12 protein-coding genes are annotated in these 11,387 nt (G+C 71.0%); 1 reads left to right on the forward strand and 11 read right to left on the reverse strand.

Going from position 1 to position 11,387, the window contains the following annotated elements:
• Positions 1 to 221: 221 nt before the first annotated feature.
• The 4 genes from ABT369_RS31540 to ABT369_RS31555 are packed head-to-tail and all read right to left on the reverse strand — an operon-like array spanning position 222 to position 4,897.
• On the reverse strand, positions 222 to 1,835 hold the full coding sequence (locus ABT369_RS31540) for a hypothetical protein (RefSeq protein ID WP_350617531.1): 1,614 nt from the start codon (positions 1,833 to 1,835) through the stop codon (positions 222 to 224).
• 23 nt (positions 1,836 to 1,858) lie between these two features.
• Positions 1,859 to 3,145 carry an ABC transporter substrate-binding protein gene (locus tag ABT369_RS31545; protein ID WP_350617533.1) on the reverse strand — a complete coding sequence of 429 codons (1,287 nt, stop codon included), beginning with the start codon at positions 3,143 to 3,145 and terminating at the stop codon, positions 1,859 to 1,861.
• A gap of 19 nt (positions 3,146 to 3,164) precedes the next feature.
• On the reverse strand, positions 3,165 to 4,004 hold the full coding sequence (locus ABT369_RS31550) for a carbohydrate ABC transporter permease (RefSeq protein WP_350617535.1): 840 nt from the start codon (positions 4,002 to 4,004) through the stop codon (positions 3,165 to 3,167).
• On the reverse strand, positions 4,001 to 4,897 hold the full coding sequence (locus ABT369_RS31555; protein ID WP_350617537.1) for a carbohydrate ABC transporter permease: 897 nt from the start codon (positions 4,895 to 4,897) through the stop codon (positions 4,001 to 4,003). Before ABT369_RS31555 ends, ABT369_RS31550 begins: the two co-directional genes overlap by 4 nt.
• A 161-nt stretch (positions 4,898 to 5,058) precedes the next feature.
• Between ABT369_RS31555 and ABT369_RS31560 the strand changes: the two genes are divergently transcribed.
• Positions 5,059 to 6,090: a LacI family DNA-binding transcriptional regulator gene (locus ABT369_RS31560; protein ID WP_350617539.1), complete on the forward strand. Its 1,032-nt coding sequence runs from the start codon at positions 5,059 to 5,061 to the stop codon at positions 6,088 to 6,090.
• On the opposite strand, the gene ABT369_RS31565 is transcribed toward ABT369_RS31560, so the two are convergent.
• The 7 genes from ABT369_RS31565 to ABT369_RS31595 all read right to left on the reverse strand — a co-directional run bounded on the left by ABT369_RS31565 (position 6,059) and on the right by ABT369_RS31595 (position 11,380).
• A complete protein-coding gene (locus tag ABT369_RS31565) occupies positions 6,059 to 6,769 on the reverse strand; it encodes an EAL domain-containing protein (RefSeq protein ID WP_350617541.1) in 711 nt (236 codons plus the stop codon). The two genes, ABT369_RS31560 and ABT369_RS31565, sit on opposite strands and share 32 nt — an antisense overlap.
• 227 nt (positions 6,770 to 6,996) lie before the next feature.
• On the reverse strand, positions 6,997 to 7,731 hold the full coding sequence (locus tag ABT369_RS31570) for an SDR family NAD(P)-dependent oxidoreductase (protein WP_350617543.1): 735 nt from the start codon (positions 7,729 to 7,731) through the stop codon (positions 6,997 to 6,999).
• Positions 7,732 to 7,746: 15 nt separating this feature from the next.
• The gene (gene npdG / locus ABT369_RS31575; protein WP_350617545.1) at positions 7,747 to 8,397 is read right to left on the reverse strand and encodes an NADPH-dependent F420 reductase; all 651 of its coding nucleotides are present in this window, start codon (positions 8,395 to 8,397) and stop codon (positions 7,747 to 7,749) included.
• A complete protein-coding gene (locus ABT369_RS31580; protein WP_350617547.1) occupies positions 8,384 to 9,103 on the reverse strand; it encodes an enoyl-CoA hydratase/isomerase family protein in 720 nt (239 codons plus the stop codon). Before ABT369_RS31580 ends, npdG begins: the two co-directional genes overlap by 14 nt.
• On the reverse strand, positions 9,100 to 9,423 hold the full coding sequence (locus ABT369_RS31585; protein ID WP_350617549.1) for a VOC family protein: 324 nt from the start codon (positions 9,421 to 9,423) through the stop codon (positions 9,100 to 9,102). The genes ABT369_RS31580 and ABT369_RS31585 overlap by 4 nt, the downstream gene beginning before the upstream one ends.
• Complete coding sequence (locus ABT369_RS31590) at positions 9,420 to 10,403, reverse strand: LLM class flavin-dependent oxidoreductase (RefSeq protein WP_350617551.1); 984 nt, start codon at positions 10,401 to 10,403, stop codon at positions 9,420 to 9,422. The genes ABT369_RS31585 and ABT369_RS31590 overlap by 4 nt, the downstream gene beginning before the upstream one ends.
• Complete coding sequence (locus ABT369_RS31595) at positions 10,400 to 11,380, reverse strand: enoyl-CoA hydratase/isomerase family protein (RefSeq protein ID WP_350617553.1); 981 nt, start codon at positions 11,378 to 11,380, stop codon at positions 10,400 to 10,402. The genes ABT369_RS31590 and ABT369_RS31595 overlap by 4 nt, the downstream gene beginning before the upstream one ends.
• Between the last annotated feature and the right edge of the window lie 7 nt (positions 11,381 to 11,387).

Here is an 11,387-nt window from a genome sequence, read left to right on the forward strand (position 1 = left end):
CGGCCTGAACGTGAATCGAAACATGGGCATCTCCCGCTGGCGGACGGGTCAGGAACGCCCAGTGTGTCCCACTAAATCGCCATAGAACAATGTCCAACAGCGAAATGTTTAACTTTGTTGGCTGATCGCAGTGGTGCTCGCGGCGCGCGAGTCCCCCAGAAGCGGAGGCCGTCCCCCGGGCGTTGCTCAGGCGCCCGGGGGACGGCGGGACGAAGGACCGCTCAGGCCAGGTACTTCGCCGCGTACTCGTGGGCGTCCTGGATGATCAGCGCCACCCGGTCGGCCGCGTCGTCGAGCGTGCCGTCGACCACGGTCAGCGTGGGCAGGACACCCTCACGCACGGGCAGGCGCCAGTGCGCGTTGTAGCCGGCCTCGTGCACACCCGTCGACCCGTACGCCGGATCGCCCAGGCACACGTGCCCGAACGCCCGGTTGGCCCCCGTGAACAGGGCGGCATCGGGCTCGTCGTGCAGCGTCGGCACGGTGTCGCGGTGCCCGGCCTGCACGAGCGGGATGTGCCCGCCGATCCCGTCGAACCAGGCCTCCCCCGCGATGAGCAGGTCGGGGCTGCCCTCCCGCAGCAGGTCGACCAGGGCCCGCAGGCCGTGCACCGTGCTGCCGCGCGGGTCGTTGTTGTACATGGCCGAGATGTCCAGGAACGCGGCGTCGAAGCCGTACTCGTGGTGCAGCCGCACGATCTGCTCGGCCAGGTGCCGCCGCCACGGCTCGTAGGCGGGGTTGATCAGCGCGCCCCAGCTGTGGTCGAAGTGGCGCGAGGCGTCCCAGTCGACGGAGCCGATCGGCATGTGGCCGCTGGCGTTGAGCAGCTGCCCGGGCGCGGCCCACGTCTCGAAGCCGGGCAGGTCACGGGCGGCGACGTTGGCGCCGAACATGGGCATCACGCGGGTGCCGAGACGGTGCGCGCCCTCGATGAGCCGCCGGAATCCGGCCGCTCCGCCCAGGCGCTCATCGACGTCGAACCGGCCGTACCACCGGTAATATCGCCCCTCCCAACCGGGCAGATAGGCCAGGATCCGCGACGGGTCGATCTGCTCGGACAGCCGTCGCAACGTGGTCAACATGGCGTCGTAGTCCAGGAACACGCGCCCGGTGAAGTGCATCCCGTTAAGCGAGACCACGAGTGCGGTGCGGCGCAGCCAGTCGGGTACGTCCGGGCGCGATGACCACGAGGGCAGGTCGTACGCGGAGCGGATGTGCTCGGTGTGCGAGGCCACCACCGGCGCCAGGTCCGTCACGCGGCGCAGTTCCCACGTCGGCACGGCGAAGTCCGCGCTCGGCCGGGTGGCGTCCGCGTCGGCGATCAGCTCGAAGTCGCATGTGGACGGTGAGGCGAAGTGCGGGACGACGACGAACCGCTTGGCGCGCACCTGGGTGTCCAGGCTGCGCGCGACCGTGCAGGAGCCGTCGGGGCGCTTCAGGCCGAGCAGCGGGGTCGCCAGGTCGAACCAGCCGTTGGGGTACTGCACGACCCGCCCGGTGACCGGCACCGGCAGGTCGCCCTCGCGCAGGCCGGTGACGTCCCCGGTGGGCTGGTCGTGCAGGACGACGGCGACGCAGCGGATTCCGTCGCGGTGCGTCGCGCGGACCGAGATCCGCACGACGCCGTCCGTGTCGTCGATGCGCACGACCGCGCCGCCGGGGCTGACCTGCTGCCCGCCGGCCCAGGTGAGTTCGCCCGCCGTGACCGTGCCGGTGCCATCGGACGTTGTTGCACCGAGCCCGTAGACGTTCTCGCCGGTGTGGATGCGGACGCTGATCGGGCCGAGCGAGGTGTCGATGCGGGGGTGCGGCCACCGGAAGCTCAGGTCGTGCATGGTGCTGACTCCTTCGGAAACGATCAGGACGCGAGCCGGCTGCTGAAGCCGGACTTGCCGGTGGAGACGGCCTTCGCCGGGTCGCCGGTGAACACCCAGTCGCGGATGAACTGCAGATACGGGCCGGTCGGGTCGATGAACAGGGAGTTGTACTTCGCGGTGACCGGCACCTTCGCGGTGGCGACGAGCTGGTTGGCCTGCAGCAGGCGCGGCTCGGCCTTGGTCAGCTCGTTGTCGGCGGTGTCGGAGCGGACGGTGAGCTGGCCGGTCTTGGCCACGACCGTCTTCTGCACGTCCTCGGACATGCTCCAGGCGATGAAGTCCCACGCGGTCTTCGCGTTCTTGGCGCCACGGGCGATGCCCACGACGTCGCCGCCGAGGAAGGACGCGGTGCCGGACGTGCCCGGGATCGTGGTGACGCCGAAGTTCAGGCCGGCCTGCGCCTTGTAGACGCTGACGGCGAAGCTGCCCAGCGCGATCATGCCGATCTTGCCGGACTGGAAGCCGTTGAGCCACGTGGCGCCGTTGTCGTCCTTGACCGCGGCGGGCATGAGCTTCTCGTCCCACATCGTCTTGTGCGCGTTGAGGGCGGCCGCGACGGCGGGGTCGTCGAGGGTGGCCTGGGTGCCGTCGGCGTTCATGATGTCGCCGCCGCTGGCCCAGATGTACGGCAACAGCGTGTAGGCGTTGCAGCCGGCGCAGTTGCCGGCGAAGGAGAACCCGTACGTGTCTCCGCCCAGCGCGGTGATCTTCCGGGCGTCGGCGACGAGCTCGTCCAGGGTGGCCGGCGGCTTCTGCGGGTCGAGGCCGGCCTTGGTGAAGAGGTCCTTGTTGTAGTACAGCATCGAGACGTCGAGCTGGTGCGGCAGCGCGTAGATCTTGCCGTCGGCGGTGCTGATCCGCACGGCGGCCGGGGCCAGGGCGCTCTTGTACGGCAGCGCGTCGACGAGCTTCGTGATGTCGGTCAGCAGGTTCTGGCTCGTGAGCGACTTGACGTTGGCGATGTCGACGGCGACGAGGTCGGGGGCGTCGCCACTGCGCACGGACTGGACGTACTTCTGCACGTACTGCGCGTCCGGCACGGTCAGCATCGTGATCTTGCGGTTGGGGTTGGCGTCGTTCCAGGCGGCGACGAGGGCCTTGTCCATCGGCTCGTCGGCGGCGCGGACCCAGAGGGTGGCCGGGCCGTCGCCGGTGAGGTCGCTCGCGGCGGACGGGCTGTCGCCGGGGGCGTCGGTGTTGCTGCAGGCGGCTAACACGAGGGCGACGAGGGCGGCCAGAGCCGGCGCCAGGCGGCGCGTAGGGGGCATTGCGGGCTCCTAAAGGAAACTAACCTTTGACGGCGCCGCCGGTCAGCCCGGCGACGTAGTAGCGCTGCAGGATCAGGAAGATGACGACGCAGGGCACCGCCGCGAAGACCGCTCCGGTCTCGAGCACGCCCCAGTTGAGCGTGCCGCCGGCGCCGGTCTGCAGATTCGCCAGAATGACCGGGAGGGTGTACGACTGCTGCCTGGTCGTGAAGATGAGCGCGGCGAGGAACTCGTTCCAGGCGGTGAAGAAGGCGTAGAGCGCGACGGTCGCCACGCCCGGGGCGACCATCGGCACCAGCACCCGCCGCAGCGCCGTGAACGTGCCGGCGCCGTCGCAGATCGCGGCCTCCTCGACCGCGGCGGGCACCGAGGCGAAGGCGGCGCGCATGGTGAAGATGCCGAAGGGCAGGGCGAACACGGTGTAGACGAGCACGAGCCCGAGCCGCGAGTTGGTCAGGTGCAGGTCGTCGAGGATGACGTAGAGAGACGGCACGATCGACTGGAACGGGATCATCAGCGTGGAGAGCACGACGAGGAACAGCACTCCCCGGCCACGGAACCGGAAGCGGGCGAAGCCGTAGCCGGCCAGGACCGACAGGGCGCTCGCGGCGAGCACCGTCCCGGCGGTCACGAGGGCGCTGTTGAGGACGTTGTGGAACAGGCCGGCGTCGAGCAGGCGGCGGTAGTTCTCCAGGCTCGGGTCGTGCGGCAGGAGGGTCGGGGGTGTCTGGGCGAACTCGGCGCCGGTCTTGAACGAGGCGATCACGAGCCAGCCGAGCGGGGCGACGAAGAGCAGGGCGAGGAGCCCGAAGACGGTGTAGAAGGGGACGGCCGGCAACCAGCCGGGGCGCCGGGTCACGAGTCCTCCCGGGAGCGGGTCAGTAGCAGTTGCACGGTGGTGAGGATGAGCAGGATGGCCATGAGCGCGATCGACATGGCCGCGGAGTAGCCGAGGTTGAAGTCGATGAACCCGGCCCGGTAGATGAGGTAGACGACCGGGATCGTGCGGTTGTCGGGGCCGCCCTGGGTGAGGATGAAGAACTGGTCGAAGGCGAGGTAGCTGCCGATGACGGTGAGGATGAGCACCAGCGCGAGCGTCGGGCGCAGCAGCGGCAGCGTGATGGAGCGGAAGACCCGCAGCCGCCTGGCCCCGTCGACCTCGGCCGCCTCGTAGAACTCCTTGGAGATGGCCTGCATCCCGCTCATGAGCAGCAGCATCGTGAGGCCGACGGTCTTCCAGACGACCAGCGCGACGACGACCGCCAGGGCGGTGGGAAAGCTGCCGAACACCGAGACGGGGCCGTCGGCGAGCCCGCTCCTGCGCAGCAGGTCGGGCACGATGCCGATGCGGTCGTCGAGCAGCCATAGCGTCATGTAGCTGGCGGTGGCGAAGCCGATGACGACCGGCATCACGAACGCGGTGCGCAGCAGCCCGACCCCGCGCCGGCGGTGGCGCACCGCGGAGGCGAGCGCGAAGCCGACGACGAGCAGCGCCGCGGTCACGATGACGGTGTAGAGGGTGGTGAAGCCGAGGCTGTGCCAGAAGGTGGCGTCGCCGCCGAGGCGCCGGTAGTTGGCGAGGCCGATGAACCGGCGCGAGCCGAGCAGCGACCAGTCGTAGCAGGACATGACCGCGGTGACGATCACCGGCAGCACGAACAGCCCGAGCACCAGCAGCACGGCCGGCGCCACCAGCAGCAGTCCGAGCCGCTGCCGGCGGGCCTGGGGGCCGAGCCGCCGTCGCTGCGTCATCGATGCTCCTTCCGAACGCGAAGTTCCGAGGTCCCAGTTACGTAATCGTTTTCGTAGAGGGCACGTTACAGCCCTGCGTCCGGATCATGTCAAGTATCCCAGCTGGAGTTTCTGCTACAGTGACGTTCGCCGAAGCTCAACGAAATCGGTTAAGGAGCGATGTGACCGCCGCACGCAGCTCACCGGGCCGCGTCACCATGCGCGACGTGGCCTCCGTCGCCGGGGTGTCGACCGCGACCGTGTCGAAGGTGCTCAACGACCGGCCCGACGTCGGCCCCGAGGTCCGCCAGCGCGTGCTGGACACCATCGGCCGGCTCGGCTACCGGGTCAACGCGGTCGCCCGGGGCCTGCGCGCGCGGACCACCGACACCATCGCGATCCTGACCGACGACCTCGAGGGCATCTTCACCACGACGCTCATGCGCGGCGTCGAGGAGGCCGCGTCGGAGTACGACGTCTCCGTGCTGCTCGCCAACAGCTACGGCGACCCGGAGAAGGAGCGCAAGCACCTGCGACGGCTGCTCGACCGGCAGGTCGACGGGCTCATCATCATGTCCGGCAACCGGGTGCGGCCCCGCTCCGGCCCCGCGCTGCCCATGCCGGACACGCCCTACGTGTTCCTCTACGAATACGGCATGGCCGAGCCGGTCCCGAGCATCCTGCCCGACGACCGCGGCGGCGCCGCCCTGGCCGCCCGGCACCTGCTCGACCTCGGCCGCCGCCGCATCGGCTTCATCAACGGTCCCGCCTCCTGGGAGGCCACCGCCGACCGGCTCGACGGCTTCACCGCGACGCTGCGCGAGGCGGGCCTCGACGCCGACCCGGTGCTCGTGCGGCACGCGGCGTCCTGGTCGCCCGAGGACGGCTACGCGCTGACGGCCGCGCTGCTGGATCTCCCCGACCCGCCCGACGCCGTCTTCTGCGCCAGCGACGACCTGGCCACCGGCGCCCTCGCCGCGATTCACGACCGCGGGCTCGCCATTCCCGGCGCGGTCGCGGTCGTCGGCTTCGACGACCGCTCCCTGGCCGTGCACCAGCGCCCGCCGCTGACGACCGTCGCGCTGCCGCTGCTGGAGATGGGCCGGGTAGCCGGGCAGCGGCTGCTGTCCGCGATCAATGGCGAACCCCAGTCCCACGAGCTGATCCGGGTCGCCTGCGAGCTCAAGATACGGACGTCGACCGGGCCGGCGTGAGGCCGGCCCCGAACAGGAGCCGCTCGACGCCGTCGGGGGGCAGGGGGCGGGCGAAGTGGTAGCCCTGGGCGTTGCGGTACCTCAGCAGCGTCAGCTCCGTCGCCTGGTCCCCGTCCTCGATGCCCTCCGCGACCGTCTCCATGCGCAGGATCTGGCTCAGCCGGATCACGGCCTCGGCGACCGCGGCGCGCTCCGGGTCGCCGTTGAGCTCGGCCACGAAGCAGCGGTCGAGCTTGAGGATGTCGACCGGCAGGCGGGTCAGGCGTTGCAGCGATGAGTAGCCGGTGCCGAAGTCGTCCAGGGCGACGCGCACGCCGCGGGCGACGCCGAGCGTCATGACGAAGGCGCCGACGATCAGGCCGAGCCACGGGAACAGGCCGGAGCGGGCCGCGGCGACGACGAGCAGCAGGTAGCCGCCGGCGAGGGCGGCGTAGGGCAGCCAGGCGTTGCGGCGCAGCGACCGCACGGCGTCCGTCCCGGCCCCGGCGGGCCGCGGCTGCACCACCGGCGCCAGCAGGATCAGGAACATCGGCAGGTGCAGCAGCGTCGGCACGTGCGCGTCCGGGCCGGCGTCGCGCACGCTGAAGGTGAGGAAGACGGTGTCGACGACGAGGTGGCCCGCCGTCCCGGCCAGCAGCAGGATCAGTGGCGTCCGGGCCGCGAGCAGGCCGAGGGCCACGCTGGGTGTACCGGTACGCGCGGACGCGGCGGGGGGCGGCGCGCAGGTGCAGGACCAGCGCGACGGTTTCCAGCGTGCAGATCGAGACGCCGGCCGCCTCGGTGTTGTTCAGGTCACCGAGGCGGGCCACCGAGCGCGGCGAACAGCAGGCACGCCGCGAACAGCAGACCTCGGCCCCGGGCGCCGCCCGCCGCGTCCCCGGGCCCGGGTCAAGGCAAACGTCAGTGCTACCGCGGGGCCATCCGCAGCGCGCCGTCGAGGCGGATGACCTCGCCGTTGAGGTAGTCGTTGTCCACGATCGACAGGACGAGCTTTGCGTACTCGTCCGCGGTGCCGAACCGGTGCGGGAACGGCACGCCCGCGGCGAGGCCGGTGCGGTACTCCTCCGACACCGTCTGCATCATCGGGGTCTCCATGATGCCGGGGGCGATCGCCATCACGCGGATGCCGTACTGCGACAGGTCCCGGGCCGCCGGCAGGGTCAGCCCGGCGATGCCGCCCTTCGAGGAGGAGTAGGCGGCCTGCCCGATCTGGCCGTCGAAGGCGGCGACGGAGGCGGTGTTGACCACGACGCCCCGCTGCCCCTGGTCGTCGGGCTCGGTCTGGGCGATGTGCTCGGCGGCGAGGGTGAGGACGTTGAAGCTGCCGATGAGGTTGACCTGAATGACCTTCGCGTACTTGGCGAGGTCATGCGGGCCGCGGCGGCCGAGGATGCGCTCCGAGGGGGCGATCCCGGCGCAGTTGACGACCGTGCGCAGCGGTTCGGGGCCGCCGGCCACCTGGGCTACGGCGGCGCGGACGGATTCGGGATCGGTGACGTCGACCACGAGCCCGTCCTCGGTGGACGGCTGCAGGTCGAAGCCGTAGACCTTGGCGCCGCGAGCGGTCAGGGCGGCCGCGGTGGCGGCGCCGAGACCCGAGGCGGCGCCGGTGACGATGGCGGCGGTGCCGGCGAGTTCCATTTCGACCAATATTCCTTAAACGTCGGTGATGCGCAGGCCCGCGTGGGCCTTGTAACGACGGTTGACGGAGATCAGGTTAGCGGTGAGCGCCTCGACCTGATGAGCATTGCGCAGGCGTCCGCCGTACAACCCCCGGACCCCGGGAATCGTGGACGCCAGCTCCTGCACGAGGTCGGTGGCGGCCCGGTCGTCGCCGAGGACGAGCACGTCGGTGTCGACGGTCTCGGCCTCGGGGTCCTCCAGGACGACCGCCGAGACGTTGTGGAACGCCCCGACGACGGTCGACCACGGCAGGATCGCGGCGGCCTGCTGGGCGGCCGAGCCCTCGGGCACCACCAGCGCGAACGCCCCCTGCTGGTCGAACCCGAGCGGGTTCACGCAGTCCACGACGATCTTGCCGGACAGCGCCGGGGCGAGCTCGCGCAGCAGCTCGGCGTGGCCCTCCCACGGCACCGCGACGACCACGATGTCCCCGGCCGTGGCCGCCTCGGCGTTGGACGCCCCGCGGACGTTGCCGGGCAGGGTGGCCGCGGTCGCCTCGGCGCGCTCGGCGGAACGGGAGCCGAGCACGACCGCGAGCCCGGCGGCGGCGAAGCGGCGGGCCAGGCCTCGCCCCTGCGGGCCGGTGCCGCCGAGCACCGCGATCGTGCGGTCACGAACGGTCACGGAAGAACTCCTCTACGAGCGCGGCGTGTTCGGGGGTCCGGCCCAGCGCGACCTGCTCCCGCGCCTCGGCCCGCAGCGTCTCCGCGAGCGAGGCCGCGGCCAGGAGCCGCTTCGAGGCCGCCAGGGCCGGGGCGGAGGCGCCGGCCAGGCGGGCCGCGAGCTCCAGGGCGCGCGGCTCGACCTCCCCGGGCGGCACGACGTCGCCGGCGAAGCCCCAGCCGGTCGCCTGCTGCGGGGTGAACGGCTCGGCCAGCAGGATCAGCTGCGACGCGCGGGCGTGGCCGACGGCCCGGGTGAGGGTGAGCGACAGGCCCGAGTCGCAGGTCAGCCCGATCTTGGTGAACGCCGTCGAGAGGGTGGCGGCGGAGGACCACACCTGCAGGTCGCAGGCGAGCGCGAAGCCGAGGCCGGCGCCGACGCAGGTGCCGTTGACGGCCGCGACGACCGGCTTGGGCATCGTCGCGAGCAGCGTCGTGATCGGGTTGTAGTGGGCCTCGACAGTGTCACCGGCCGTGGCCGGGTTGTCGCGCAGCGCCGCGGCCAGCTCCTTCAGGTCCTGGCCACGGCTGAAGACGTCCCCGGTGCCGGTGAGCACGACGGCCCGCACGCTGTCGTCGGCGGCCGCCTTGCGCAGCGCCTGCAGCAGCTTGAGCTTCGCCGTCAGGGTCAGCGTGGGGCCATCCAGGCGGACGACGGCGACGCTCATGAGGGGAGCCTCTCATAGAGCACGACCGGGTTCCCCGCCGGATCGCTGATGACCGCCCGGCGCTCGTGCGGACCGGTTTCGACGACGGCCCCGGGAACGTCCGACAGGCACGCGTCGAGGTCGTCCACCTGGATGCTCAGCACGACCCGGCCCGGGACGGGCTGCTGGGAGGCGTCGGCCAGGCCGATGGTGACCGTGCCGTCGGTCAGGGCCGCGTAGCGGTCGCCGTCGCGGAACCGGGTGGTGAGGCCGAGGCCGGTGTAGAACGCCTCCTGGGCGTCGAGGTCCCCGGCCGGGACGATGAGGTGGCCGATCTTCATGCGCGGAACCTCGGCATGACCTCGCGGGCGAACCGCTCGACGATCTCCATCGAGCGCTCGATCGGCAGGCCGAGCCACTGCGAGCGGAACACGAAGTGGTTGTAGCCGCCGTCGGCGAAGTCGGTGATCTTCGCGGCGATGTCGTCGGGCGAGCCGAAGAAGAGCGCCTTGTGCTTGATGCCCTCCCACTGCGACTCGAAGTAGTCCATGCCGTACTGGACGTATTCGCCGTAGGAGCGCCGCACCGCCTCCCCCGCCAGGGCGTAGGCCTCGTCGAAGGAGTCGGCGATGCACAGGTCCCGGTGGATCGGGAAGACCGCGCCCTCCTCGGAGTGCCCGGCCGCGGCGCGCTGCTCGCGGTAGTCCTTGAGGTTGCCGACGGCCCAGTTGCGCCGCACGTTGGACGGGGCGAGCCAGGGCAGCCCCTGCTTGGCGATGCGGGCGATGCCGATCGGGCCGTTGGCGCCGACCCACACCGGCGGGCCGGGCCGCTGGGCCGGCAGCACGCTGCAGCGCACCCCGTCCAGCTGGAAGTGCTTGCCGTCGTACTTGACCGGCTCCCCCGTCCACAGCCGCTGCATGACCTCGAGGGACTCGTTCATCCGCGACACCCGCGTGCGCCGCTCGACGCCGAAGGACGCGAACTCGTCCTCGCGGTAGCCGGAGCCGATGCCGAGCACGAACCGGCCGCCGGACATCTGGTCGATGGTGGCGATCTCCTCGGCCCAGTGCACCGGGTGGCCCAGCGGCAGGATGAGGATGCCGGTGCCGAGCTGCATGGTGCCGGAGTGCTCGATGAGCCGGGACAGCAGCGGCAGCGGCTGCGGGGTGCTCAGCGACGACAGGTAGTGGTGGATGCCGAAGACCGAGTCGAAGCCGAGGTCGCGCACGTGCTGGACGTACTCGACCAGTTCGCCGGTGCGCCGCTGGATGTCGTCGCCGGGCTCGTACTGGTGGTCCAGCAGGATCCCGAACTTCACTTGGTGTCGTCCTCTTTGGAGCGGGACTGGCTGAGGCGGAAGTACGGGGCCACGAGCCGGTCGCGGTCGGCGAGGGCCTGCGCGATGCCCTTCTCGCGCCGCTCCTTGAGGAAGTTCCAGTCGCCGTCCTCGAAGCTGACGTTCGTCGCCCAGCCGTGCCCGACCCACCCCGTCATCGCGCCGAGGCCCTTGCCCCGCGCCTCCATCACGATCTGCATCATCGACTTGCCCATCATGAGCGAGTCCAGCGGCATGACGGCGATGGCGTCGGCGTAGTCGTCGACCCACTGCTGCAGCTCGTGCCGCTCGACGACCTTGGTGACGAGGCCCTTGCGCTCGCCCTCCTCGGCGCCGATCGCGCGCATGGTGAGCATGACGTCCTTCATGGTCGTCAGGCCGACCTTCTCGATCCAGTGGTACATGTCCTGCGGGCCGGGGCCGAGGTAGCGGAACGCCGGGTGGGTGAAGCGCGCGTCGGGCGTGGCGATGACGATGTCCGCGGACAGCGCGATCTGGAAGTGCCCGCCGTAGCAGTACCCCTGCACCTGGCAGATCGTGGCCTTCAGCGACTCGATGATCGGGCGGGTGAAGCCGGAGCTGAGCACGTTGCGGTCGGGCAGGATCCGCTGGCGCTGGGCGGGGCGGCGCCGCGAGGCCTTGTCGGTGCCGGACTTGTAGCCGATGTAGTGGCCCAGCTCGGAGGCGTCGGCGCCGGTACCGAAGTGATCGCCCTCCCCCTTGAACACGATGACCTTCACGCGGTCGTCGGTCTCGGCCTCCCGCACCAGGTCCCCGACGCGCTCGAAGGCGGCCACCGGGATCGCGTTGAGCCGCTCGGGGCGGTCGAAGGTGATGGTGGCGACGGCCCGCGCCTCGTCGACGTCGTAGCGCACGTACTTCGCGAGCACCTCGGGGTCGACTTCCATGTTCTCGACGTCCCACTGGTTTTCCAGCAGCTCGGCTTCGGTCTTCTTCACGGCGTAG

The organism is Dactylosporangium sp. NPDC000244 (assembly GCF_040300725.1).
Lineage (GTDB): Bacteria > Actinomycetota > Actinomycetes > Mycobacteriales > Micromonosporaceae > Dactylosporangium.

What these genes read in the sequence shown, in the direction of transcription:
- ABT369_RS31585 (WP_350617549.1), bottom strand. Translation starts at nt 9,423, where the DNA reads ATGAAGATCGGCCACCTCATCGTCCCGGCCGGGGACCTCGACGCCCAG.
- ABT369_RS31540 (WP_350617531.1), bottom strand. Translation starts at nt 1,835, where the DNA reads ATGCACGACCTGAGCTTCCGGTGGCCGCACCCCCGCATCGACACCTCG.
- ABT369_RS31580 (WP_350617547.1), bottom strand. Translation starts at nt 9,103, where the DNA reads ATGAGCGTCGCCGTCGTCCGCCTGGATGGCCCCACGCTGACCCTGACG.
- ABT369_RS31555 (WP_350617537.1), bottom strand. Translation starts at nt 4,897, where the DNA reads ATGACGCAGCGACGGCGGCTCGGCCCCCAGGCCCGCCGGCAGCGGCTC.
- ABT369_RS31545 (WP_350617533.1), bottom strand. Translation starts at nt 3,145, where the DNA reads ATGCCCCCTACGCGCCGCCTGGCGCCGGCTCTGGCCGCCCTCGTCGCC.
- ABT369_RS31570 (WP_350617543.1), bottom strand. Translation starts at nt 7,731, where the DNA reads ATGGAACTCGCCGGCACCGCCGCCATCGTCACCGGCGCCGCCTCGGGT.